At 45.1% G+C, this 23,394-nt stretch carries 22 protein-coding genes; 12 read left to right on the top strand and 10 right to left on the bottom strand.

Going from position 1 to position 23,394, the window contains the following annotated elements; translation table 11 throughout:
- The first annotated feature begins 122 nt into the window (after positions 1-122).
- From QH73_RS07385 to QH73_RS07375, 3 genes are all read left to right on the top strand, one after another.
- Positions 123-1,619 carry a gluconokinase gene (locus QH73_RS07385; RefSeq protein ID WP_039715798.1) on the top strand — a complete coding sequence of 499 codons (1,497 nt, stop codon included), beginning with the start codon at positions 123-125 and terminating at the stop codon, positions 1,617-1,619.
- Positions 1,620-1,961: 342 nt separating this feature from the next.
- Positions 1,962-5,513, top strand: coding sequence for a PAS domain S-box protein (locus QH73_RS07380; RefSeq protein WP_052290075.1), 3,552 nt, complete (start codon positions 1,962-1,964; stop codon positions 5,511-5,513).
- A 631-nt stretch (positions 5,514-6,144) separates the two neighbouring features.
- Positions 6,145-7,806: an iron uptake porin gene (locus tag QH73_RS07375; protein ID WP_236146898.1), complete on the top strand. Its 1,662-nt coding sequence runs from the start codon at positions 6,145-6,147 to the stop codon at positions 7,804-7,806.
- A gap of 2 nt (positions 7,807-7,808) precedes the next feature.
- On the opposite strand, the gene QH73_RS29130 is transcribed toward QH73_RS07375, so the two are convergent.
- From QH73_RS29130 to QH73_RS07360, 3 genes are all read right to left on the bottom strand, one after another.
- Positions 7,809-8,342: a DUF5331 domain-containing protein gene (locus QH73_RS29130; protein WP_052290074.1), complete on the bottom strand. Its 534-nt coding sequence runs from the start codon at positions 8,340-8,342 to the stop codon at positions 7,809-7,811.
- A 313-nt stretch (positions 8,343-8,655) separates the two neighbouring features.
- Positions 8,656-8,925 (bottom strand): hypothetical protein, encoded by a 270-nt coding sequence (locus tag QH73_RS07365; RefSeq protein ID WP_039715797.1) that lies wholly within the window; start codon positions 8,923-8,925, stop codon positions 8,656-8,658.
- 12 nt (positions 8,926-8,937) lie between these two features.
- Positions 8,938-10,680, bottom strand: coding sequence for an Rqc2 family fibronectin-binding protein (locus tag QH73_RS07360; RefSeq protein WP_039715796.1), 1,743 nt, complete (start codon positions 10,678-10,680; stop codon positions 8,938-8,940).
- A gap of 371 nt (positions 10,681-11,051) precedes the next feature.
- Between QH73_RS07360 and remA the strand changes: the two genes are divergently transcribed.
- Together remA and gmk are read left to right on the top strand one after the other, a co-directional pair.
- Entirely contained in the window at positions 11,052-11,315 is a 264-nt protein-coding gene (gene remA, locus QH73_RS07355; RefSeq protein ID WP_015153886.1) for an extracellular matrix/biofilm regulator RemA, read from the top strand.
- 66 nt (positions 11,316-11,381) lie between these two features.
- A complete protein-coding gene (gene gmk / locus QH73_RS07350) occupies positions 11,382-11,984 on the top strand; it encodes a guanylate kinase (protein ID WP_052290073.1) in 603 nt (200 codons plus the stop codon).
- A gap of 94 nt (positions 11,985-12,078) precedes the next feature.
- Here gmk and QH73_RS07345 read toward each other — a convergent pair whose 3' ends face one another.
- The 4 genes from QH73_RS07345 to QH73_RS07330 form a co-directional block, all read right to left on the bottom strand.
- Positions 12,079-12,612 carry a photosystem I reaction center subunit XI gene (locus tag QH73_RS07345; protein WP_039715795.1) on the bottom strand — a complete coding sequence of 178 codons (534 nt, stop codon included), beginning with the start codon at positions 12,610-12,612 and terminating at the stop codon, positions 12,079-12,081.
- 361 nt (positions 12,613-12,973) lie between these two features.
- Entirely contained in the window at positions 12,974-13,129 is a 156-nt protein-coding gene (locus QH73_RS07340) for a photosystem I reaction centre subunit IX / PsaJ (RefSeq protein WP_015153889.1), read from the bottom strand.
- A 221-nt stretch (positions 13,130-13,350) separates the two neighbouring features.
- Entirely contained in the window at positions 13,351-13,485 is a 135-nt protein-coding gene (locus QH73_RS07335; protein ID WP_132866728.1) for a Photosystem I reaction center subunit IX, read from the bottom strand.
- Positions 13,486-13,525: 40 nt separating this feature from the next.
- Complete coding sequence (locus tag QH73_RS07330; protein WP_039715794.1) at positions 13,526-14,029, bottom strand: photosystem I reaction center subunit III; 504 nt, start codon at positions 14,027-14,029, stop codon at positions 13,526-13,528.
- A 461-nt stretch (positions 14,030-14,490) separates the two neighbouring features.
- Here QH73_RS07330 and tsaD point away from each other — a divergent pair, with 461 nt between their 5' ends.
- Together tsaD and QH73_RS07320 are read left to right on the top strand one after the other, a co-directional pair.
- Entirely contained in the window at positions 14,491-15,537 is a 1,047-nt protein-coding gene (gene tsaD / locus QH73_RS07325) for a tRNA (adenosine(37)-N6)-threonylcarbamoyltransferase complex transferase subunit TsaD (RefSeq protein WP_039715793.1), read from the top strand.
- 245 nt (positions 15,538-15,782) lie between these two features.
- Positions 15,783-16,799, top strand: a complete 1,017-nt coding sequence (locus QH73_RS07320) for a hypothetical protein (RefSeq protein WP_039715792.1) — start codon at positions 15,783-15,785, stop codon at positions 16,797-16,799.
- Here the strand turns inward: QH73_RS07320 and QH73_RS07315 are convergent.
- Positions 16,762-18,033 (bottom strand): inorganic phosphate transporter, encoded by a 1,272-nt coding sequence (locus QH73_RS07315; protein WP_039715791.1) that lies wholly within the window; start codon positions 18,031-18,033, stop codon positions 16,762-16,764. The two genes, QH73_RS07320 and QH73_RS07315, sit on opposite strands and share 38 nt — an antisense overlap.
- 101 nt (positions 18,034-18,134) lie before the next feature.
- Here QH73_RS07315 and rpmB point away from each other — a divergent pair, with 101 nt between their 5' ends.
- The 5 genes from rpmB to hypA all read left to right on the top strand — a co-directional run bounded on the left by rpmB (position 18,135) and on the right by hypA (position 21,675).
- A complete protein-coding gene (gene rpmB, locus QH73_RS07310; RefSeq protein WP_039715790.1) occupies positions 18,135-18,371 on the top strand; it encodes a 50S ribosomal protein L28 in 237 nt (78 codons plus the stop codon).
- 306 nt (positions 18,372-18,677) lie between these two features.
- A complete protein-coding gene (locus tag QH73_RS07305; RefSeq protein ID WP_039715789.1) occupies positions 18,678-19,223 on the top strand; it encodes an NADH-quinone oxidoreductase subunit B family protein in 546 nt (181 codons plus the stop codon).
- Between the two features lie 116 nt (positions 19,224-19,339).
- Positions 19,340-20,791, top strand: coding sequence for a Ni/Fe hydrogenase subunit alpha (locus tag QH73_RS07300; RefSeq protein ID WP_039715788.1), 1,452 nt, complete (start codon positions 19,340-19,342; stop codon positions 20,789-20,791).
- 84 nt (positions 20,792-20,875) lie between these two features.
- A complete protein-coding gene (locus QH73_RS07295; protein WP_039715787.1) occupies positions 20,876-21,352 on the top strand; it encodes a hydrogenase maturation protease in 477 nt (158 codons plus the stop codon).
- Positions 21,334-21,675, top strand: a complete 342-nt coding sequence (gene hypA / locus QH73_RS07290; protein ID WP_039715786.1) for a hydrogenase maturation nickel metallochaperone HypA — start codon at positions 21,334-21,336, stop codon at positions 21,673-21,675. Before QH73_RS07295 ends, hypA begins: the two co-directional genes overlap by 19 nt.
- A gap of 122 nt (positions 21,676-21,797) precedes the next feature.
- Here the strand turns inward: hypA and QH73_RS07285 are convergent, their stop codons facing one another.
- Entirely contained in the window at positions 21,798-22,595 is a 798-nt protein-coding gene (locus tag QH73_RS07285; RefSeq protein ID WP_039717507.1) for a PhzF family phenazine biosynthesis protein, read from the bottom strand.
- 8 nt (positions 22,596-22,603) lie between these two features.
- The gene (locus QH73_RS07280; RefSeq protein WP_039715785.1) at positions 22,604-23,392 is read right to left on the bottom strand and encodes a DUF928 domain-containing protein; all 789 of its coding nucleotides are present in this window, start codon (positions 23,390-23,392) and stop codon (positions 22,604-22,606) included.
- Between the last annotated feature and the right edge of the window lie 2 nt (positions 23,393-23,394).

The raw sequence follows: 23,394 nt of genomic DNA, 5'->3' as shown, positions 1-23,394 counted from the left end.
AACTGTTATTTAAGTTAAAGCGATCGCGTTTTCTCTTCAATAAAAACCTAGAATTGATTTTATAAATAATTTTTCTCCCTCAGCTCCCTCAGCTCTCTTATTCCCCCTGCTCCCTTCCCATCATGGCTTACTTCCTCGGCGTAGACATCGGCACAACCAGCACCAAAGCGATCGCATTTTCTCATGATGGTGCTATTAAAGGTAAGGGCAGTCAAGGATATGAAATTATCGTTCCGCATCCAACCTGGGCGGAACAAGACCCAGAAGCGCTGTTTAATGCGGTTATTACATCCGTGCGTCAGGCAATGGATACTGATATATCTCAACAGGAAATCGCCGCCGTTGGTTTTTCTACGGCAACTCACAGTTTATTACCAGTAGATGCTAATAATAAACCCTTATCAAATATCATTATTTGGGCAGATAATCGCAGTATCGCTCAAACAGAAAGATTGAACCAAGATAAGATTACTCATAACTTATATCTGCGAACGGGAAGTCCGATTCATCCCGTTTCTGTTGTAACTAAACTCATGTGGCTGCGGGAAAAAGAACCAGAAATTTTCCATAAAGCAGCAAAATTTATTTCAATTAAAGAGTATATTTTCTTCAGACTTTTTCAACGTTATGTAGTAGATTATTCTATTGCTTCCGCTACAGGGTTATTTAACTTACAACACCTAGATTGGGATGCAGAAGCTTTAACAATAGCAGGAATTCAAGCGGAACAATTAAGCGAATTAGTCCCTACCACCCACATTTTACGCGGGATGCAAACTGAGTATGCAGAAGCAATGGGACTCGATCCACACACTCCTGTCGTCATTGGTGCAAACGACGGCGTACTGGCGAATTTAGGCGTAGGCGCGATCGCCCCGGGTGAATTTGCCATTACCATCGGTACAAGTGGTGCAGTACGGACTGTAGCCCCCGCACCGATTACCGATCCGCAGATGCGAACTTTTTGTTATGCCCTTACCGAGAAACACTGGGTTATCGGCGGACCGACAAATAACGGTGGAATTGTTTTACGATGGTTGCGCGATCGCTTTTGTCACCCAGAAGTAGAAGAGGCAAAACGATTAGGTATCGATTCGTACGATGTAATGATTCAAGCGGCGATGCAAATACCCGCAGGCGCAGAAGGATTGATCTGTTTACCCTATTTATCGGGAGAACGCGCCCCTTACTGGAACCCCAAAGCGCGGGGTGTCTTCTTCGGATTGAATTTCAACCACACGCGATCGCATACAATTAGGGCAGCGATGGAAGGAATTATCTTCGCCGTCTACAGCATCAACGTGGCAATTCAAGAAATTACTGGAACTACAGGAGAAATTCGCGCTTCTGGCGGTTTTGCCCGTTCTCAAGCATGGTTGCAAATGATGGCAGATGCATTTGGTATGGTGGTAGCGATGCCGGAAGTTTACGAAGCTAGCGGTTATGGTGCGGCAGTGCTAGCTATGTACGCTGTAGGTGCGATCGCCGATTTATCTGACATGCAACCGACAATTAAGATTCGCGATCGCATTTCGCCTAACCCTGACTTGATACTTATCTATCATCAGTTATTCTCTCGCTATCAACGTTTATATCGGCAGCTAGAAGCAGAGTTTTAACAGTTATCAGTTATCAGTTATCAGTTAACCAACAACTGTCAACTGTCAACTGTCAACCGTCAACCGTCAACCGTCCGTGTAGCGAGCGCGTTTACCGTCAACCACCAACTACCCATTACCTGTTACCCATTACCAATCGAAAAGCAATCTACTTTTAGATAGATGTCTTAAGGAGGAGAATTGCTTCAAAGTAGCGAAAGATAGGATGTGAAAATCTATCCGTAAAATGCTCAGTTGTTGAGTATATTATATTACTGGTAGTTAAATTTCTTTCTACCTTTTGCCCTCTGCTCTCTGCCTTTCTCGATCGCCCGAGAAGTACTGCATCTATAAATAAGATATATGACACAGCACCGCACAGTTCTAATTGTTAATTGTTGTGCGCCAGATCGAGAAATTTATCGAGAGTATCTTTTAGCAGAGCAAGAGGTTGAGTATCAAATTTTAGAGGCGGAATCGGGACAAAGCGGTTTGTCGCTGTGCCAATCGCGAGCGGTTGATGGAATTTTATTAGAATATCAACTACCAGATTTAGATGGTTTGGCATTTCTAACTAGGCTGAGACAGCAAGCAGGTGAAGATTGCCCTCCCGTAGTCATGGTGACGGGTCATGGAAGTGAGGCGATCGCAGTCAAAGCATTGAAGAATGGCGCAGTAGATTATCTCGTGAAAGGGCAAACTACAGCTGATGAATTGCGTCAAGCGGTAGGTAGTGGGATCGCAAATGCCCAAAGACAGCATAAATTACCAGCTAGCGAACAACGGTTCCAAACATCTGTAGAAAATTTACTCGACTGTTTTGGCATTTATTCAAGTATTCGCGATGAATCTGGACGGATCGTAGATTTTCAAGTTGAATACGTCAATGCAGCGGCTTGCGAACAGAATTGCATGACGCAGGAACAGCAAATCGGGAGAAGACTGTGCGAGTTACTTCCCGCTCATAAAGAAAGCGGTCTATTTGAGGAATATTGCCAAGTCGTAGAAACAGGCAAACCACTAATTAAAGAATCTCTGGATCATACAGATATTTATGGCGATCGCTACTTAACTAGAGCTTACGATATTCGGATTAGTAAATTAAATGATGGGTTTGTTGCAGCTTGGCGAGATGTCACGGCACGCAAACAGGCAGAAATCGAGCGAGAAAAAATACTAGCTCAAGAAAAACAAGTGCGGGAGGCGGCGGAAAGAAATAAACAGCAATACCGTTTGTTAGCAGCAAAACTGCGAGAGAGCGATCGCCGTTTTCGAGCAATTTTTAATTCCACATTTCAAATGATTGGCTCGCTCTCCCCTGAAGGAATTTTACTCGAAGTGAATCAAACTGCCCTAGATTTTGCGGGAGTGGCAAAAGAAGAAGTTATCGATCGCCCGTTTTGGGAAACCAAATGGTGGACGATTTTACCCGAAATTCAAGCACGGTTACGGGAGGCGATCGAGCAAGCGGCGGCGGGGGAATTTGTTCGATATGAAGTGGATGTATTGAGTGCAGGTGACAGGGTAGCAACGATTGATTTTTCTCTCAAACCAGTGTTTGATGAAACCGGACAAGTCGTGTTGCTAATTCCTGAAGGGCGAGATATTAGCGATAAGAAACAAGCTGAAGCAACCCTACGAGATGTTTACGCTCAACTAGAGCAACGCGCAGCTGCATTAACACAAAGCAATCAGAATTTGCAGGTGGCGTTACAGGAACTCCAAATTTCTCAAGAGGAACTCAACCAACAAAACGAAGAACTGATCCAAGCTCGTAATTTAAGCGAACTACAAACCCAACGGTATCAAGATTTATTCAATTTTGCCCCAGATGGATATTTGGTCACTAATTGCCAAGGCATAATTCAAGAAGCAAACAGAGCTATAACGAGCTTGCTAGCGATCGATCGACAACAGTTAATTGGCAAACCTTTGAATGTCTTTGTCAATCCGCAAGAAATGCAGATTTTTTGGAGACAGTTAAATCAATTTGCCGCAAAGGCGAATCATTCTGCATCCGCGCAGCTAATTCAAACTTGGGAATTGAACTTAAAACCCTTCCGAGGTAAGCCTTTTCCTGCTGAAGTTTCGCTAGCGGCGATCGGCAATGGTCAAGAAGATTTAGTTGGTTGGCGCTGGTTAATTCGAGATATTACACAACGCAAACAAGCCGAAGCAGCTTTGCGTCAAAGCGAAGCTCTCTTCCGAGGCGTATTTGAATCGGATCTGATCGGAATTCTCTTTTGGAACACAGAAGGACAGATTATCGATGCCAACGAGACCTTTTGTCGCATGACTGGCTATTCGCGACAAGAAATGCAAGCCGGACAAGTTCATTATCAAAACATTACACCATCTGAGTATCACGTATCTGACGCTCAAAAGTTAAAGAGTTTACAAACTGCGGGTCAATTCGCCCCATTTGAGAAAGAATACATTTGCAAAGATGGTAGCCGCATTCCAATTTTACTCGGTTGCGCTTTTCTTCCAGGGTATAGCGATCGCGGTGTTGCCTTTGTATTAGACATCAGCGAGAAAAAGCGCTGGGAACGAGAACGGGAAGCACTTTTAGCCAAAGAACAGCTAGCCCGCCAGGAAGCAGAACGAGCCGATCGCAGTAAAGATGAATTTTTGGCGATGGTTTCCCATGAATTGCGATCGCCCCTCAATTCCATTCTCGGCTGGGCGAAACTGTTGCGTACCCGCAAATACGATCCTCAAGTAGCTGCCCGTGCTTTAGAAACGATCGAACGTAACGCCCAAGCACAATCCCAACTGCTCGAAGACTTGCTAGATGTTTCGCGCATGATTCGGGGAACCCTCCGCCTCACCCTTGCCCCTGTTAATCTTTTGAATGTAGTCGAATCAACCGTAACGAGCTTAAAATTAGCAGCTCAAGCCAAAAACATCGATTTACAATTCCGAATTCCGAATTCCGAATTCCGAATTCCGACTTCTCCCTTCATGGTTTCTGGCGATCTCCATCGTCTCCAGCAAATTATCACCAACCTGCTGACGAATGCAATTAAATTCACTCCCAACGGCGGACGAGTTGAGATTTTGCTCAAACGAATCGAAGCGGGAGTCGGGAGGAGCCAGTTGCGTGCGGGGGTGTCCCCCGTTGAGCAAACTGGCGTTCGGGAGTCGGGAGTCGGGATGAAGAGAGCTGAGGGAGCTGAGAGAGAAAAACCACGCGCCACCAGCCACCAGCCACTAGCCACTAGCCACTCTCCCGACTCCCCACAATATGCCCAAATCCAAGTCACCGATACAGGTCAAGGTATCAGTCCTGAATTTCTACCTTATATTTTCGAGCGCTTTCGGCAAGCGGATGATGTGACAACGCGCTCGAAAGATGGCTTGGGATTAGGGTTAGCGATCGCCCGTCATTTAGTTGAATTGCACGGGGGAACGATCGCGGCTGCAAGTTTAGGAGAAGGGCGGGGGGCGACTTTTACTGTGGCGATACCTTTACTTGACACTAGACAAGGGGATGGGGAAAACAAGGAGGATGAGGAGGACAAGGGAGATTTACCCCTCAAAGGAGTCCGAATACTTGTGGTTGATGATGATGCAGATGCGCGGGAATTTTTGCATTTTGCTTTGACCCTAGAGGAGGCGGAAGTCAAGGTAGCGAAATCGGCTAAAGAAGCACTAGAAATCTTGAACCAATTTCAACCAAATGTAATTGTCAGCGATATTGGAATGCCAGAAGAGGATGGCTACTCTCTGCTACGTCAGGTGCGATCGCAAACAGCAGCCAGAGGAGGCGAACCAATTCCCGCGATCGCTCTGACTGCTTTTGCTAGAGAGTCAGACCGTCAAAGCGCGATTGCGGCTGGTTTTCAGCGTCATCTCGCCAAACCTGTGGTCGTAGCAGAGTTAATCGCTGCGATCGCCGATCTCATTGTTTAAATTCAGCCGAAATAGGCTAAATTTATTTACCCACAAACGCCTTTTGTTTCGGCGATCGCCACATACATATAGCGGTTGTCAATTGGATAAAATACACAATCTGTAGGGGCGCACAGCCGTGCGCCCCTACAAGTCTCGCGCACGCAATCGAGAATTGCTATAAACTGACAATCAGAGATGCTTTTGCAACAATTTTTAATAATTTGCTCAAAGTGAAAATTATTTTACTCTAGAAAAAAGTAGCATTTTTAACTATTTCTGTAGATGGATGTTCGCCTTTTTTCTAATAGTTAAATTGAGGAAATGGTAGGTCTTTTGAAGATAATCAATATTTTATTTTGAGCGGGAGAAAATCTAACGGCAGAAACCCGGCAGAAACATCAGAGTTTTATCTGCTAGTCAGAACAATAGCTGCAAACGTTCATGTTTGGATAAATTCAACCGTAGATGTTTGCGGTTAAATTTCCTATGGAAGAAGCAGTATCAACCTAGAAATAAAATCAATTCTTCTCAAGTTCTAGCTGTTTTAGCTGCCTATAACAGTCCCGAGCAGTTTTTGAAATGCTTGCTCGTTCCATTGCTATGCATGAATTCCAAATGATAAATAAAAAATTTTTGAGTGTGGTGAAAAATGCAAATGCGAAATTTTACAAAACATATCCTCTTATTGACACTTAGCATCTTAATAGCTCCGTTTGCAGGTATCAATTTATTAGCAGCGCAAACAAATATATCAACGTCAGATCGGGCGATCGCCTCCGAGCTTAATTCGACTGAAGAAACTAAAGTACAAAGTCTAGCAGAAAACTCGCTAGCCCAAGTTACATCTGTCTCACAATTATCAGACGTGCAACCTACTGATTGGGCATTTCAGGCATTGCAATCTTTAGTAGAAAGATATGGAGTTATTGCAGGTTATCCCGACGGCACTTTTCGCGGTAATCGGGCAATGACTCGTTATGAATTTGCAGCTGGATTAAATGCAGCTTTAGACAGAATTAACGAACTAATTGCCACGGGTAGCGCCGACACTGTTAATAAAGACGATTTAGCAACAATACAAAGATTACAGCAAGAATTTGCTCCCGAACTTGCAACTCTTCGCGGTCGGGTTGACACGTTAGAAGCAACGACGGCAGAACTAGAAGCTAACCAGTTTTCGACGACAACTAAGTTAGAGGGAGAAGTTATCTTTGCCCTCATCAGTCTTATAGAAGGTGATAATGCTGCTGGCGAACCAGTAGACACTAACCCAACCGCGAGTTACAGGGTGCGCCTCAATTTACAAACTAGTTTTACGGGCGAAGATCAACTCACAACACGTTTGCAAATGGGTAACGTCGTCCCTCTAGGCGGGACAAATAGCGGTGAAACACTCACAAACGAAGGTCGGATCGAATTTGACGGCGATACAGGCGGAGATGCCCAACTGGGGTTACTGCGCTATCGCTTTCCGGTGGGCGATCGCACCAACATTTACTTAGCGGCGGCGGGTAATGGTTTTGTCGATCTCGATGCTTCCTACCAGTTGACTCCCTTCCTAGATGGCAACGCCGTTTCATTGTTCGGTTTACGCAACCCAATCTATAACTACAGTGCTGGTACTGGTATAGGTATCAGACACTTTTTCAACGACCAAATTGAACTCAATTTAGGTTATTTGGTTCCTACCAATAACGCTAGTAACCCCTTCCCACAGAACGGTCTGTTCGACGGTACGTATGCTGGATTAGCTCAGATCATCTTCAATCTCAGCGACAACTCTAGGTTCGGTCTATCTTATATCAACTCCTACTCCCCCACTGGAGGCGACGATCCTGATGTAGAGCCAAATACGGAATTAACGCCTTTTGGTACGAGTACTGGTAGCAACCTATCGAATAGCAGCTTTGGTAGACCCGTCAGCGTCAATGCCTACGGTTTTTCGGGTACGTTTAGGCTTAGCCCCGGTCTAGCCATTAGCGGTTGGGTGGGACATGCTAACCATCGTTATATCGGTAGGGGAGATGGGAGTATGTGGACTTGGGCAGCTAGCTTGAACTTTCCTGACTTAGGCAAAGAAGGTAGCGTAGGCGGTATTATAGTCGGCATGGAACCGAGACTAACAGAACTTGACAGCAATCTCGGTAGCCCCGATCGCGATACATCTCTGCATCTGGAGGCTTTTTATAAGTATGCACTCACAGATAACATTCAAGTGACTCCGGCAATTATCTGGTTAACTGCACCAGACCACAATGCCGATAATGACGACATCATCATCGGTGCAATTAGAACTGTATTTCGGTTCTAGGACTACATCTGGGTAGGATTGCGTCCTACCCCCTTACATGACTCATCTACCCAATTCGGCAAATTTGTGACAGGCAGTCGTGGCGGAACGCGATCGTCTGGCTTGTAACTTGAGCGTACAGGTGATTGTACTGGCACTTGAGTCGGTTGCCCTCCGCCATTGACATGCCCGTTTCCATTGCCGTTACCATTTTGATATGGTGCTGCCTGCATGGGCGAAACCACACCGTTACTAGCTGGGCTTATCTGTACCTTTGTCGGTGTCTTTGAAGCTTTCAACTCCTCGTCTGGATTGAAGTTTAGCCCCAAAGCCGCTACAATTTGGTCGGGGTCGCTATTTAACTGGGCGACAAAAGGCAGCACCTCAATTAGTTTTGGCTCTAAGTTGGTTACGACTGCCAAAATGAAACTAGAACAAGGGCGACGCTTGCCATCAAACGTTCCCCAAATCCGAATTTTCGTCAACCAAGGTCGATTCTGCTGATAGTAAATCAGCCATTTGACCTTAAGAGCGTGGCGTAGTTGCTGAATGTTCACGACCTACCTCAATCGCAGTTCAAACAACAAAACAGCATGGCTAAGTCTTGCACCTAAGTCAAGATGCGATCGCACTTTTCTAATTGTTTCAGTTAATTATCTCACCCTTATTCCCTCTTCTGCCTTTGGTGGTCATTTGTCATTAGCAAGCAGGATGTAGGATGTAGGGTGTAGGGTGTGGCAAGTTAATTGCAACTTGCGAGTTGCAACTTGAATTGTCTCCTGACTCCTCAGTTTTGACTTTTGACTTTTGACTTTTGACTTTTGACTTTTGACTTCAAAAAAAAAGACCAGCTTCCCATAGCTAGTCCAATCAATTTATATTACGTTGTCGGCTACGATATTGAGGAATACCAAAACTGTGCGTTCCCATCGCTACAGCGGGCAAAAGCTTTTCCTCCCAACTGATATTGTAACGAGAAACACAGACTTTTTTAACAAAATTCACAAATTCTTGACTTAACTGAGCCAGAAGGTAGATGTTGCAAGGCAATAATTTGAAGTAGTTATTAAGTTCGATCGCAATGCCTTGAGTAGAGAGGAGTAAATTTTTACTTCTGCGAGCGGCATTAGACTTCAACATCCGTGCGTGTAACTAGTTCGATTGTTGCAGATGTTGCTCTGCTTGCAAGGGTTGCCCCCAAATCACCTGTTCTTGTTTGTAAATGGCAATTCCAGGCTTTGCTCCTTTTGGCTTGTAAACATACTTCGGCTCTGTATAGATAACTGGTACGCGATCGCTTTGACGGGCGCGACTGTAGTAAGCGGCAAAATCCGCTGCAAACTGTAAATCTGCTTCCTCTGGTGCAGCCCCAGGTGTAACCCGGATCAAAACGTGACTGCCAGGAATTTCTTGAGCGTGAAACCACAGATCGTAATCTCCGGCAACGCGAAAAGTCAATTGGTCGTTTTGGCGGTTGTTGCGTCCGACGAGCAGTTCAAAGCCACTGGGGGTAGAGTAGCGATGAAAATTGACGCTGGAATCTTCATTTGCATTGCGCCGTCCGTAATCTGGTGCTTTGAGATATTTCTGTTGGATCAACTCCTCGCGAATTTCTTTCAGGGCTTCCAAGTCTTCTGTAGATCGATACTTATCGACTTGAGCAACTGCGGCTTCGACTTGCTCTAGATAATCGCGTTCCTGTTCTACCTCGGCTAGTAGTGGTTCTACTGCACCTCTTGCTCGTTTGAGTTTACCCGCTTGCTTGTATAAACCTTGGGCATTCTGAATCGCATTTTTTTCGGGATTGAGGGCGATCGCTACTGGTTCTCCCGTTTCAAAGTCTGCTAGCGTAATTGACTTCATCCCTGGCTGCCATTCTTGGAGGTGAGCCATCAATAAGTCTGCCTGTTGGCGATAGCTGTCGGCGCGATCGGATTGCTGCAAACGTGCTTTAAAGGTATCGATCTTTTGCTGTAATTTTGCCAATAGGCTTTGAATTTTTTGACTTAACTGATATTGGAGTTGGCTAAATTCCTGTCTATTGAGTTGATTTGTATAGTATTGGTTCAGTAACTCTTGAACGCTTGCTACAGGCTGAATGGCATTCCATTTTAAAACCGTGTATCCTGTTGCCGTCCAACCAGGAAAAAATTCAGATTTTGCTAAGGTTTGCAGCCACGCTTGCCAGTAATGAAATAGCTGCTGCCAATCTTCCGTTGTCAAATTATCTGTAGATTGCTCTGGATCTAGATCGGCTGCTTGCGCGATCGCCTCGACTAAAGCAGGACTGATCCCGCGATAGCTTTTGAGCAAACAGCGTTTTAAAGCTGACGGTACGAGGCTTACCCGTTCTTGCCAGCGCGAGAACGGCTCATCTAAAGATGGGGCTGTCCCCGTTAGTGCGGGTGGTAGTTCGTAACTTTGCCCAGTCTGAATCGGGCGCACGCTCGATTGTTGGGGGCTGACTTGATGTGCAGCCGTAGTAATCTCGTTTGCAGCGTTTGTCAGGACGACATTACTATATTTGCCCATAATTTCCACGTATACGTGCCAAAGTACGGGTTCCCCTGGACGACGGGCAAACTGTAAATCGACAACTCGTTCCCAAGGGACGACGGGACGACAAGAAATGAGAGCTAAACCATTAAGTTGGTGCAGTAATTGTTGGCTAAAAGTAAAAGTATCCGGCTGTCGCGGTGGTGGAGTGCCGATGCAAAGGTGGGCTGCTTGGGGATGCCACGATATTTCCAGCCATCCACGCCGATCGAGCGTCCGTAGCGCTAGCAAAATCGTGTAGCGATCGCGTTGATAAACCTGCTCCAAACGAGCCGGAATCCAATCTTTACTCAACTCGCTACAAGTAGCAGTAAGTGTAGTGAAGTCAACTGGTTGCAATTGAGGGATCTAGGGGTAAGGGATGAACTCAGAAGTCAGAAATTGTAGGGGCGGGTTCACCAGAAATACAGGTCAGAGTCAAAGACCATTGATAAACCTGCCCGTACAGGTGTCATAAGTCATAAGTCATAAGTCGTAAGTTGCAATTGACTAGTTACTGATAGCTGACAACTGATAACTGATAACTGATTTTTCTTTTCTCTATCTTTTGAAGGATATCTAAAGATAGATATTGGATAAAAATGCACTCGAAGTAAATAAAAAGCCTGGTTTTTGGGTGATTTTAGCCTTGTAACTCCAAATTTTTATAGATACCATGAAAAGTAGATATTTATTTGCCTCTCACGCCGCATTTTTTGCGTTAATTTATCATGGACATTCAGTTAATCAACATCGGTTTTGGCAACATTGTATCTGCTAACCGAGTCGTTGCCATTGTCAGTCCAGAATCCGCACCTATCAAGCGTATCATTACTGACGCGCGGGATCGAGGACAGCTAATCGATGCGACCTACGGTCGGCGGACGCGGGCTGTGATCGTGACTGATTCCAGCCATGTAATTCTTTCAGCAATCCAACCGGAAACAGTGGCAAATCGATTTGTGATCGGTCGCGACCATCATGGAGACAATTGAGCTGGAGAAGCAGTAGTATGTGAAATAAACCATTTCGTTTTTTTCACTACAAAATTGGGAACGCGGATGACGACAGGTTTGCCTACTCAAATTTCTCCTACCGTAATTCCAGGCTCGAAGGCTGGTCGGTTGATTGTACTCACAGGTCCTAGTGGCGTAGGCAAAGGTACGCTCATGCAATTGCTGTTGCAGCGTCACCCTCAGCTTTACCTGTCAATTTCAGTCACGACGCGCAGCCCTCGCCCTGGAGAAATTCACGGCAAACACTATTACTTTGTGAGTCGTGAAGAATTTCGCCAAATGGTCGATCGCGGCGAATTACTAGAATGGGCTGAATTTGCCGGTAATTGCTACGGGACTCCTCGTCAACCAGTGGCAGAAAAGATCGGCGAGGGCAAAACTGCCATCTTAGAAATTGAATTAGAAGGAGCAAGACAAATCCGCGCTTCTTTTCCTGAAGTGCTACGCATTTTTATCTTACCACCTTCAATGGAAGAACTAGAGCAACGCTTGCGCAGTCGCGGTCAAGATTCAGAAGAGGCGATCGCTCGTCGTCTGCGCCGCGCTCAAGCAGAGATTAATGCTGCTGGTGAATTCGATTACAAAGTCATCAACGATAATCGAGAAGCGGCACTACAAGAAATAGAAGCTATTTTATTTTCATCCTGATAATCTAGGTGAAATAATTTGTTAGCTTGAAAGTTAACAGTTGACAGTTAACAGTTGACAGTTAACAGTTGACTGTCAACTGCCAACTAATCAGTTATGCAAACAGCCCACCAAAAACGTTCTTGATGATAGCTATATTTGTCAGCACGAAGTAGGCAAACACCGCGCCACCAACGCCTCCAATCAAGAAACCACTAATATAGTTGTTCCAGCTTTCTGGTGATTTGAAAGTAGAAGGAACTTGACCACCAGTGGTAGTAGTAGCAACAGGTTGAGGTGGATTGCTAGCAGAATACAAAGCCATAGTAGCAGTCATGATTGCCACCATACCTAAAGTACTGATCAATCCAGCAATGTTGGCAACATCTGTATCGCGTAATGGACCTAGTTTAGTAAAAGGTCCGAGTACCCAATAGCCATGTGCCATACCAACTTCCAAACCCCGCCGCATGTCGGTAATACCTGGGCGATAGGCGGGTAAGTTATTAATAAACCACTTCACCAAGCCGGAAGAATTTACTGGTGTTTCTAAGTTACTATTCTGAGGATCGCGCCCAGCAGGAAAGACAACTTCTTGATTTCTAGGATCGCCGGGTCTATCTTTAGATGCATCTATTGCTTGCGCCATATTCTCCGTATGATATCAATAAGGTCGTGGCATCATTTTAGGTGAATAATTGTAGCCAAATATCAATTTAGACAGAGAAGTTAAAAAAAATTAATTAAGCGATCGCCGTCATGTCGCAAGCATCAAACACGCGAGTTTTCACTCTGTTCGCGTGGCGCGAAACTATCTTTTTTTTGCGTTGTGCAAAACTATTTTTTCTAGGTAAAATCTACCAATCGCGCGATCGCTTAGGCTGTAATTGTAATTTTAATACTCAATATTAAAGTCTCTAATATTGGACTATCTCTAGAGCTGACTATTTGTAGCGCTACATTCTTAATTTTAGGCTCTAGCTAGATGTGAGTAACTAATTAGTTTTAGCCTACGGCATTGGGTGAAAGAGTAAGTCAGGAAAAAAGTAGTTAAAAATTGCCCAAGTCGTGAAAGCCACCGAGACAGCAACCACAGCTAGCACCGGAGCTAAGGAAAGATACCTCTGAAGATAGTGTTTTTGTTCGTTCTCGTTCTGTTTTTGCATGAATTTTGGTCTCCCGACCAGTCAATGATTTTTTCAAGCATGAAACGCGCTATGCACTAAATTGATAGTAATTTGCTAGTTTCAAACCGCCATCATCCGCTTGGTCGATCGACCACCAGGCTATCTAAGAACCAGAGGGTAGAGAACAGAACGAAAAAAGAGTAGCAACGATCGCTATTCTCTCCGATCTATCCCCTCACCTCCAGCTCAAACACCCTTACTTATGGCATAGGGTGGAAGAGAAGATCGGGGAAGAAGTAGTTAAACACAATTAACCACACAGCTGTTTCAGCCAGCCATGCAAATAGCAAAACTGGTGCTAGAGAAAGATATTGCAGAAAATATTTTTGTTGCATTTGTAGCTCTCCCAAGTATTTCAAACAAATTAATGTTCAATTAGCGCGGAGAAATGGGGATTTCTTCGTCTTTAGCAGTGAGTTCTCCTGAGAGCAACTCTTTCACTGCGGCTAGGGGCCAAGCAAACGCTGACACCATGCTCTGAAATGCTAAGGGAACATCAATGATGACTTCTTTGATTTCGGTTTCACTAGCATACTTTTTCTTGGTGGCTTGCAGATAGGCACGCCCCGCCCAGCCGATCTGACCAGCAATGTAGAGAAACATAATGCTAGGAATTAAAAAATCGCCAGCACGACTGAGATTACCATCAACAATCAAGTGAGGTAAGCCCTCAGGACCGCACATTGCTTGAGCGTAGCGCTCAAACCGCTTTTCGCCGGATTGCGGATCGGCAGTCGTATCGCGGGCAGCTTTTGCCCGTTGAACAAATGCAGGAGAGTCGCTGCAACGTACTAAACTAGCTTGCTGTGCTTGAGCTGGTGGAGCAAATGTAAACCACAGTCCACCAATAACTAAAATCAGCGCAAACAATCGACGCATGGAATTGTTTCCTTTTGTTACAAAACAAAAAGTTTATTTTACAAAATGAATCAGTTTGTACAGTATGTTTGCACGCACTTGGAAGCAATCATACTCTCGCGCGCGATCCTAGTAAAGTTAGAGCAAATCAAAGTTTAAGCTACTTAATATAGGGAGTAGGGAGTAGGGAGTAGGGAGTAGGGGAAGAAAGACTAAAAATTGAGCGTGAAATTATGAAGAACAAAGGGCGTATCCGCAAAAATTCTTCATCTTTCTCGTTCCCCTGTAACTATTCCCCCTCCCACTCCCGTACGGGCAGGTTGAAGCACTGAGTTCTTCAGCCTAGTACAGCTATGCTGATATAAACTTGCCCCTACTGACTCCCGTACGGGCAGGTTTAACCACTGAATTTTTCACCCTAGTGTAGGTATGCTGAATAAACCTGCCCCTACCGACTCCCGATTCCCGACTCCCTTCCTCACATGGCTACTGTATTAGCGATAGAAACAAGTTGTGATGAAACTGCGGTGGCGATTGTTAAGAATCGTCAAGTTTGCAGCAGTGTTGTTAACTCCCAGATCCTAGTACACAGTCAGTATGGGGGAGTTGTACCAGAGGTTGCTTCGCGCCAGCATTTAGAAATTATCAATCAGGCGATCGCCCTAGCTTTAGAGCAAGCTGAAATGAACTGGCAAGATCTGGATGGGATTGCGGCGACTTGCGCGCCTGGCTTGGTTGGTGCTTTGTTGGTGGGCATCACGGCAGCAAAAACTTTAGCATTAATCCATCAAAAGCCCTTTTTGGGCGTACATCACTTAGAAGGGCATATTTACGCCAACTACTTGAGCGAACCGAGTTTGCAACCGCCATTTTTGTGCCTGCTAGTTTCTGGCGGACACACTAGCTCGATCTACGTTAAAGATTGCGGCGTGTACGAGACATTAGGTGAAACCCGCGATGATGCGGCTGGAGAAGCTTTTGATAAAGTTGCACGGCTGTTGCAATTGGGATATCCTGGCGGTCCCATCATTGACAAATTGGCACAGACAGGTAATGCTCAAGCTTTTTCCTTGCCAGAGGGAAATATATCTCGATCGCAGGGTGGTTATCATCCCTATGATTCGAGTTTTAGCGGCTTGAAAACAGCAGTACTGCGATTGGTAAGACAGTTAGAGCAAAATGGTGCTGTACCAGTGGCAGATGTAGCGGCAAGTTTTCAGGAAACAGTAGCACGATCTCTAACTAAACGGGCGATCGCTTGCGCTCGGGACTATGGCTTAGAAACGATCGCCGTAGGTGGTGGAGTTGCAGCCAACAGCAGCCTCAGAAAACACCTGCAAGTAGCAGCAGCCAGTCATAATCTGCGCGTGTTATTTCCGCCTTTAAAGCTTTGTACTGATAACGCTGCCATGATTGGTTGTGCTGCTGCCGATCGTCTTAACCGAGGGCATACCTCATCCTTAACTTTGGGCGTGCAGTCGCGTTTATCTCTTAGGGATGTAATGCAGCTTTATTCAGTTAACAGTTGACAGTTAACAGTTGACAGTTATCAGTTATTAGGGAGCTATTAGCTGTTGGTTATTAGCTTTTTTTACCTCTCACCTCTCACCTCTCACCTCTTACCCAAATTTTAAATCCTCCGTATTTCTACGTTAAGTCTTTACTGTTTTTACAATTTGAATAAAGTTTTCATAAATATACCTGGAGAAGGTTAGACATCATCAGTAAATTCCAGTATGGTTTTATACATGGGAAATTTATTAGTAATATTTATATGTCTCTAGATGTACAAGAAATTAAGAGTGCAATTAGAATTCACGACTATATTTCACAATTAGAAAAACTCACAAAATTAACTCTGAAAAACTCAGATATTATGCTGGGTGCGCCGAAAACGAAACTTGTTGTTGACTTACCGACTCATAATAAACCTTGCTACGAGTATGTCGAGCAACTGTATCAAGAAATTGGCGATCGCGATTTGCTGATGCAAGCTCTAAGAACGGGCTGGCATTATATCAGTTCTAACGGTACAACAATTCCAGTATCGAAAGAAAAGTATTTTCAGCAATTAAACTCCTCTCAAGCATTTCACGTTGCCAAACAAAGAGGTTATGAAATCCCTGAGAAATTTTTAACTACCAAACAGTTTTGCTACGGGCAGTATGAAGCTTATTCTGCTATGCATGAAATTATGCATGGTAAGGCATTAGGAATTTGGTCTAACAAAGCTAATTTCTCTAATTTTATGTATAACTATGCCAAGTTTTATAAAGCAATTAAACTAATTGCCCCTCAATTTATCGTACCGAGTTCTAGTTATCAATCTTCTATCCCATATATTTTAGACCAACTGTGGGTGGCGAGTCATAACAGCAACCAAGTTAGATTATTAGGCTTAGAAGTTGCTGGCGAACAACATTTTCTGAATGGAGGACACAGCAAAACTTTAGGCAATGAAAAGTATTTAGAAAAACTAGGTTTTGAGATGTATCATGTCGCCAGTTGGTGGTGTCGGGTAGATCCGTATCGGGTTATTTGTGAATTTTTAAAAGAGTCAGGAATTTTTCCTGAAGCACAACAATATTTAATTGGTGCAGAACTAGATACGATTGATAAATACGTCTGCGGTATTTGTCATCGTCCGATGGTAAGACTAGGTTGGGATTGGATTCAACAGTGTCAAATTGGCGATCGCACGGTTTACGCTCACAAGCACTGTGTCGCGCACAAAGTTGCTGACAAGCTTTCAACTAGAGGAAGATTCGACGTGCAATCGCAAAGATGCTAGCACCCAAAACGGCACTTATCGGTACTGTAATTATCCAAGCTGCGGCAATTCCTCGCACAGTTTGGAACTGAATTGTTTTCCAATTTCTGACTAAACCAACTCCCACAACACCACCAACTAGAGCATGGGATGTAGAAACGGGTAAACCCAGGCGCGAAGCCAGTAAAATTGTTGTTGCCGTGGCTAATTCAGCACAGAAGCCCCCACTGGGTTGTAAGGGAATAATTCCCTCGCCGATGGTGGCGATGACTTTTTTACCCCAAACAGCTAAACCTGCAACAATACCAGCACCGCCAAGTACGAGAATCCATAACGGAATTGCGATGCCATCTACAGGAACACTGCCAGTACGAATAATATAAGAGATTGCTGCCAAGGGTGCGATCGCATTCCCGACATCGTTAGAACCATGTGCGAAAGCGACAAAGCAAGCACTCAAGAGTTGGAAGCGTGCCAGTTGTTTTTCTACAAGGGAATCGGGAGTCGGAACTACTTTTGACTTTTGACTTTGAACTTTTGACTTTGCTAGCTGTCTCCAACCATAGACGCTCAGACATACAGACGCGATCGCCCCTAGCCCTAAAGGTAAATCGCGGGCGGGAAGTTGTAAACCCCAATATTGAGTTAGCAGAGTATATATCGGATGACTGACAGTAGGTAGAACGATGACACCAAAAATCCCGATCAGCGCCACACTTAACCAAGGAATCCACTCATCTAGCTGTTTGAGAGGATCGGGTTGAGTCAAAATCCAGTGTCTTATCTGACTGTAAAATGTAGAGGCGATCGCACCACTGACTATAGGCGTAATAACCCAAGCAAAAGTGATTTTCCCGATTGATGCCCAGTCTATTGCTTCCCATCCGATCGCGCAAGCACTAAAACCCGCGATCGCTCCTACAATTGCATGGGATGATGACACGGGTAAGCCCTGTGATGTCGCGATTTGCAACCACGCTCCCCCAGCTAGTAGAACTGATATCATGCCTACTAACAAGACTTCTGGCTGAGAGATGAATAGGGCAGGATTGAAAATTTTGGTTGCTAGAGTTTCTGAAACTTCATGTCCAAACAGCACCGCACCTGTAAATTCTAGAGTCCCTGCAATGACTAAGGCTTGACGCAACGTCACAGCTTTAGAGCCGACAGAGGTTCCCATCGCATTAGCAACATCATTTGCGCCTAAGTTCCAAGCAAGGTAGAAGGATAGGAGCGCAACTAAAAAAAGAATCATGCTTATTCGCTCTCAACACAGCCATCATAGCCTCCCAGGAAAATTACGGGTACAATGATAGATTGTGCAAGATACCCAAACGCGAAGATCTGGAGATCCTTATGTCCCGTAAATGTATGCTCACAGGCAGAAAGGCAAACAATGGTTATGCCATTTCCCACTCTCACCGCCGGACTAAAAAAGTGCAAGAAGCCAACTTGCAGTGGAAACGGGTTTGGTGGGAAGAAGGTAATCGCTGGGTGAGACTGAAGCTTTCAACTAAAGCAATCAAAACTCTCAACTTCAAAAGCTTATCAGCAATGGCTAAAGAAGCCGGAATCAACCTCAACCATTATTAAGATTTGATGGTATTTTCTATTGACCATACTAGTTTTAATGGTTAATTTTCTGGAGCCGTGAAATTTTGCGGCTCTACAAAGTAGAATTATTTGCAATTTCTTTTCGCCCTTCTCTTCATAGGCTGAATTTATCTCAGCCAAGCGGTAGTTTGTTCGCAGCCAATAACTGCTTTAGCCAGTAATTCTATATTGTCTCCAGGGAATTCTCAGCTCTTTCCTCATAATTTCCTCAAGTTATTTGTTTATAACCATAGCTGTATGGCAACATCCCCCGAAGTTCTTTACGAGCAAGGGAGTAAATAAACAATGACTCGTTTGAAACTAGCAACAGTTTGGTTAGGTGGCTGTTCGGGCTGTCACATGTCATTTCTTGACTTAGACGAATGGCTGATCGACCTAGCAGCTGGGACGGATTTAGTCTACAGTCCCTTTATGGATACCAAAGAATATCCAGAAGGCGTGGATGTGGTATTGGTAGAAGGAGCGATCGCCAATGAAGATCACTTGCAAACGATTAAAACAGTAAGAGAGCGATCGCAACTCCTGATCTCTTTTGGTGATTGTGCTGTAACTGGTAACGTGACAGCTTTACGCAATCCATTAGGGAGTGCCGAACCAGTTTTGCAACGCTGTTACATTGAAACCGCAGACGTGCGCGGACAGATTCCCCATGAACCGGGTATTGTTCCGCCTTTGTTAGATCGAGTCACGCCAGTACATACAGTCGTACCCGTTGACATTTACTTGCCAGGTTGTCCGCCTCCAGCAGCGCGGATTCGAGCCGTACTGGAATCGCTGTTGCGTGGAGAAAAACTGCAGTTAGAAGGGCGCGAGTTTATCAAATTTGGTTAGTAGCTGAGATCTCGATCCCCCCTAGCCCCCCTTAAAAAGGGGAGAACGAATAGCCTCCTTTTCAAGGGGGTTGGGGGATCGCCTCCACAAAATCATCGCGAAAAGAGCAGTGTTCTATGTCCCAGCGAATTGTCATCGATCCAGTCACGCGGCTTGAAGGTCACGCTAAAATTACCATCTACTTAGATGATGCCGGAGAAGTGACCGATGCTCGGTTCCACGTCACAGAATTTCGGGGGTTTGAGAAATTCTGTGAAGGTCGTCCTTTGTGGGAAATGCCAGGAATTACGGCGCGAATTTGTGGAATTTGCCCAGTGAGTCACTTGCTAGCTTCTGCTAAAGCAGGCGATCGCATCCTTTCTGTCACTATTCCCGCCGCCGCGACTAAATTGCGTCGGTTGATGAATTTAGGGCAAATCATCCAATCCCATGCCCTGAGTTTTTTCCATCTCAGCGCCCCAGATTTACTATTAGGCATGGATAGCGATCCCCAACAGCGCAACGTTTTTGGGTTAATTGCCGCTCAACCAGAATTAGCCAGAGGTGGAATTCGATTGCGGCAATTCGGACAAGAAATTATAGAAATACTAGGCGGACGTAAAATTCATCCATCGTGGGCAGTTCCAGGTGGCGTGCGAGAACCATTATCCCAAGCAGGACGCACGCAGATTCAAAGTCGCATTCCCGAAGCTAAAACCACAATTTTAGATGCGCTTGGTAGATTTAAGCGTTTGCTTCAGGACTACGAACGGGAAGCTCAAACTTTTGGTAATTTTCCCAGTTTATTTATGGGTTTGGTCACATCTGATGGTTTGTGGGAAAACTACGATGGATGTATTCGGTTTGTCGATAGCGCTGGCAACATTATTGCAGACAAACTCGATCCAACTCGCTATCAAGAATTTATTGGTGAAGCAGTTGAATCTTATACTTATCTTAAGTTCCCCTACTATCGTCCTTTAGGATATCCCGATCGAAAAGATCGCTGTCGTTTAGATAGTGGCATTTATCGAGTTGGACCTTTAGCAAGGTTAAATATTTGTACTCGCATTGGCACGGCGATCGCCGATCGAGAATTAAGCGAATTTCGCGATCGCGGTGGTGGTACTGTACTCTCATCCTTCTTTTACCACTATGCCCGACTGATTGAAATTTTGGCATCAATCGAGCAGATTGAATTATTACTAGACGATCCACAGGTGTTATCTACTAAAATCCGTGCCGAAGCTGGAATTAACCAATTAGAAGGAGTTGGCTGTAGTGAAGCACCACGCGGAACTTTATTTCATCACTACAAAGTTGATGAAAACGGCTTAATGCAGCAAGTAAATTTAATTATTGCTACTGGTCAAAATAATCTCGCAATGAATCGCACTGTGGCTCAAATTGCCCGACATTTTATTCATGGTACGGAAATTCCTGAAGGAATGTTGAATCGAGTGGAAGCTGGAATTCGGGCTTTCGATCCTTGCTTGAGTTGCTCGACTCATGCAGCCGGACAAATGCCATTGCACGTTCAATTAGTCGGAACAGATGGAAATATTGTTAACGAAGTTTGGCGAAATTAGAAGTTTTTCGGTGAATCTGCCATACCTCACAAATTCCTCAATGTTTCCTCATAGCTTCAAGATAGAGTCAGCTAAGAGAATAACATGAGCGAGAACTCAAAAACTGTCTTGGTCATTGGCTACGGTAATGACTTACGTAGCGATGATGCTGTGGGGCAAAAAGTAGCTCATGCGATCGCATCTGAGAAATTACCGCATGTCACATCGCTCTGCGTCCATCAACTCACACCCGAACTAGCATCATTTCTAGCAACAGCCGAGCTAGCAATTTTTATCGATGCCTGTTTTGCAAGTGTCTGCGACGTGCGAGTACAACCGCTCGCACCTACCAATTCTACTGCGATCGGCGGACATACAGGCGATCCGCGATCGCTACTAGCCCTGACGCAAGCGCTTTACAATCGAGTTCCGAATGCTTGGTGGGTAACGATACCAGGAACGAATTTTGAATTAGGCGATCGCCTTTCACCCATTGCTGAACGAGGTATGCAGGTAGCGCTGGAACAAATTTACCATTTGATGAAATTAGGCAAGGTAGAACTATGCATGAAGTTGGAATGATGCAAAACGTTCTCGCAACTGCTGTAGAACGTGCAAAACATGAAGGCGCGAGCCATATTCGCCTGTTACAAATGCGAGTCGGTGAGGCATCTGGGGTAGTACCAGAGTCTTTACGACTGGCGTTTGATGTAGTGAAAAAGGAGACAATAGCTGAAGATGCCAGACTTCAGGTGGAGTCCGTACCAGTCGTTTGTTACTGCACCAATTGCACTACTGAATTTCATCCCACCGATTTACTCTACGAATGTCCCGAATGCCATCAACCGTATTGTGAGGTACGACAGGGTAAAGAGTTTGAACTGGCATTTTTAGAAGTTTCCTAGTCGATCGCCGGCTTCATAGCGATTTTCAATTGGGTAAAACAGACAATCTGTAGGGGCGCTTTCTCTGTGCGCCCTTGCAAATGTCACGCACGCAATCGAGAATCGAGATCGCAAATTACCCATCAGCCATCAAGCAATTCACCGCGTAAAACGAGAACAGCTTGTCCTTCTAATAAAACGCGATCGCCTTGACAACTAACTTTAATAACTCCACCCCTAGCAGAAGCTTGATAGGCGAGAAAATTATCTTTCCCCAAGCGATCGCGCCAGTAGGGTGCAAGACAGCAGTGCGCCGAACCCGTCACCGGATCTTCATCAATGCCGACATTAGGGGCAAAGTAGCGAGAGACAAAATCATACTCTGAGTTTGTCCCTTTGCTGGTGACGATTACACCTTGCACGGGTAAGGTTTTCAGTAAACTAAAATCTGGCTGAAGATTGCTGACAATCTCCTCTGAATCTAACTCTACCAAATAATTTCTATGCGTCTCGCCTACATATTTTGGTTTGGTTCCCAAAGCTTGAATCAGCTTGGTAGGTATTTCCGATTCAGCAGGAACTTGCATGGGGAAGTCTAATTCGATCCATTCTCCTGCCTGTTTTGCCGTCAGCAAGCCACTGAGAGTGTGAAACCGAGCTGTTTCCTCTGGTTGTAAATAACCCTGTTTCCACAGTACATGAGCGCTAGCTAGGGTAGCATGACCGCAGAGAGGAACTTCTGTAGCAGGGGTAAACCACCGCAAATTGTAGCTACCATCGTCTTGCCGGAGTAAAAAAGCCGTCTCCGATAAATTCATCTCCTGAGCGACATTTTGCATCCAACCGTCATCTCTCGGTTGCGGCAGAACGCAAACACCAGCAGGATTACCTGCAAAAGGTTTATTTGTAAAAGCATCGACCTGAAAAATTTCTTGTCCCATTTCAGTTGTCATGGCAAAAGTGGCTGAGATGACACATCGCTCAAATTGGCAGATTGTAAAAGCCTGTTCCAATTTGCTTTGAGAGAGGCATTGTCCGGCTGTTGTAATCGCTGTTCGGCTATGGTGGCGATCGCGTCGTACCATAAACCTTGTTGAGCGTAGAGATCGAGTTTTTGTTCGGGTGTGGCTGTTTTGAGTTGCGATCGCATCGTGGCAGTTGGCGATACGCGCTGTACCCATCCTTCAACCGAATCTTTAATCGCAATAGTGGAATCTTGGCGATCGCAACTGGCTGCTATTTCTGTTTTCAAAAACCAGTGATAGTTCCGATCCAGTGTGAGTGGTGGTTGGGTAGATGGTAAACGCACGCCGATGATTCCTGGTTTGGCTGGCAGTTCGACAGCAGAACGATAGACATCGTTATCGAGATCGTCTTGCAGGACAAATTCTACAGAACGGAGTGAAGGGCTGGCAGCGGGAATGTAAAACCAGAAAGTGGGATATTCGGCGATCGTCTGTCCCCAAACATAGGTTGCTTTACCCGTGCCTACAGTCCTTTCTACGGCAGGTGCTAGCGCCGTTAGCGGCAACTTGAAGCCGCAGTCTCTTCCTCGTCCGGCTGCGCCTCTAGTTCGTCCGGTGGGAGTACCGGAGGCGGGAAAGGGCGGCGGCGTGTAACGGGGTTGAGCGCTGACTTGCTGGTGAGTGTTATTTTGACTGTTATTGTGGGTAGCGATCGCTGCTGTGGGTACGAGCAGTGTGAAGGCGATCGCTGCTGTGGCTGCAAGCTTGTGCATTA

It is taken from the genome of Scytonema millei VB511283, from assembly GCF_000817735.3.
Classification (GTDB): domain Bacteria; phylum Cyanobacteriota; class Cyanobacteriia; order Cyanobacteriales; family Chroococcidiopsidaceae; genus Chroococcidiopsis; species Chroococcidiopsis millei_B.
The sequence above is the reverse complement of the archived record's forward strand: the minus strand, read 5'-3'. Positions and strand labels throughout refer to the sequence as shown.

Coding starts and splice junctions, on each gene's coding strand:
- QH73_RS07335 (WP_132866728.1), bottom strand. CDS start 13,485: ATGCAACAAAAATATTTTCTGCAATATCTTTCTCTAGCACCAGTTTTG.
- QH73_RS07320 (WP_039715792.1), top strand. CDS start 15,783: ATGTCTCTAGATGTACAAGAAATTAAGAGTGCAATTAGAATTCACGAC.
- remA (WP_015153886.1), top strand. CDS start 11,052: ATGGACATTCAGTTAATCAACATCGGTTTTGGCAACATTGTATCTGCT.
- tsaD (WP_039715793.1), top strand. CDS start 14,491: ATGGCTACTGTATTAGCGATAGAAACAAGTTGTGATGAAACTGCGGTG.
- QH73_RS07285 (WP_039717507.1), bottom strand. CDS start 22,595: ATGGGACAAGAAATTTTTCAGGTCGATGCTTTTACAAATAAACCTTTT.
- QH73_RS07305 (WP_039715789.1), top strand. CDS start 18,678: ATGACTCGTTTGAAACTAGCAACAGTTTGGTTAGGTGGCTGTTCGGGC.
- hypA (WP_039715786.1), top strand. CDS start 21,334: ATGCATGAAGTTGGAATGATGCAAAACGTTCTCGCAACTGCTGTAGAA.
- QH73_RS07375 (WP_236146898.1), top strand. CDS start 6,145: ATGCAAATGCGAAATTTTACAAAACATATCCTCTTATTGACACTTAGC.
- QH73_RS07380 (WP_052290075.1), top strand. CDS start 1,962: ATGACACAGCACCGCACAGTTCTAATTGTTAATTGTTGTGCGCCAGAT.
- QH73_RS07385 (WP_039715798.1), top strand. CDS start 123: ATGGCTTACTTCCTCGGCGTAGACATCGGCACAACCAGCACCAAAGCG.
- gmk (WP_052290073.1), top strand. CDS start 11,382: ATGACGACAGGTTTGCCTACTCAAATTTCTCCTACCGTAATTCCAGGC.
- QH73_RS07330 (WP_039715794.1), bottom strand. CDS start 14,029: ATGCGTCGATTGTTTGCGCTGATTTTAGTTATTGGTGGACTGTGGTTT.
- rpmB (WP_039715790.1), top strand. CDS start 18,135: ATGTCCCGTAAATGTATGCTCACAGGCAGAAAGGCAAACAATGGTTAT.
- QH73_RS07315 (WP_039715791.1), bottom strand. CDS start 18,033: ATGATTCTTTTTTTAGTTGCGCTCCTATCCTTCTACCTTGCTTGGAAC.
- QH73_RS07345 (WP_039715795.1), bottom strand. CDS start 12,612: ATGGCGCAAGCAATAGATGCATCTAAAGATAGACCCGGCGATCCTAGA.
- QH73_RS07300 (WP_039715788.1), top strand. CDS start 19,340: ATGTCCCAGCGAATTGTCATCGATCCAGTCACGCGGCTTGAAGGTCAC.
- QH73_RS07280 (WP_039715785.1), bottom strand. CDS start 23,392: ATGCACAAGCTTGCAGCCACAGCAGCGATCGCCTTCACACTGCTCGTA.
- QH73_RS07340 (WP_015153889.1), bottom strand. CDS start 13,129: ATGCAAAAACAGAACGAGAACGAACAAAAACACTATCTTCAGAGGTAT.
- QH73_RS07365 (WP_039715797.1), bottom strand. CDS start 8,925: ATGTTGAAGTCTAATGCCGCTCGCAGAAGTAAAAATTTACTCCTCTCT.
- QH73_RS07295 (WP_039715787.1), top strand. CDS start 20,876: ATGAGCGAGAACTCAAAAACTGTCTTGGTCATTGGCTACGGTAATGAC.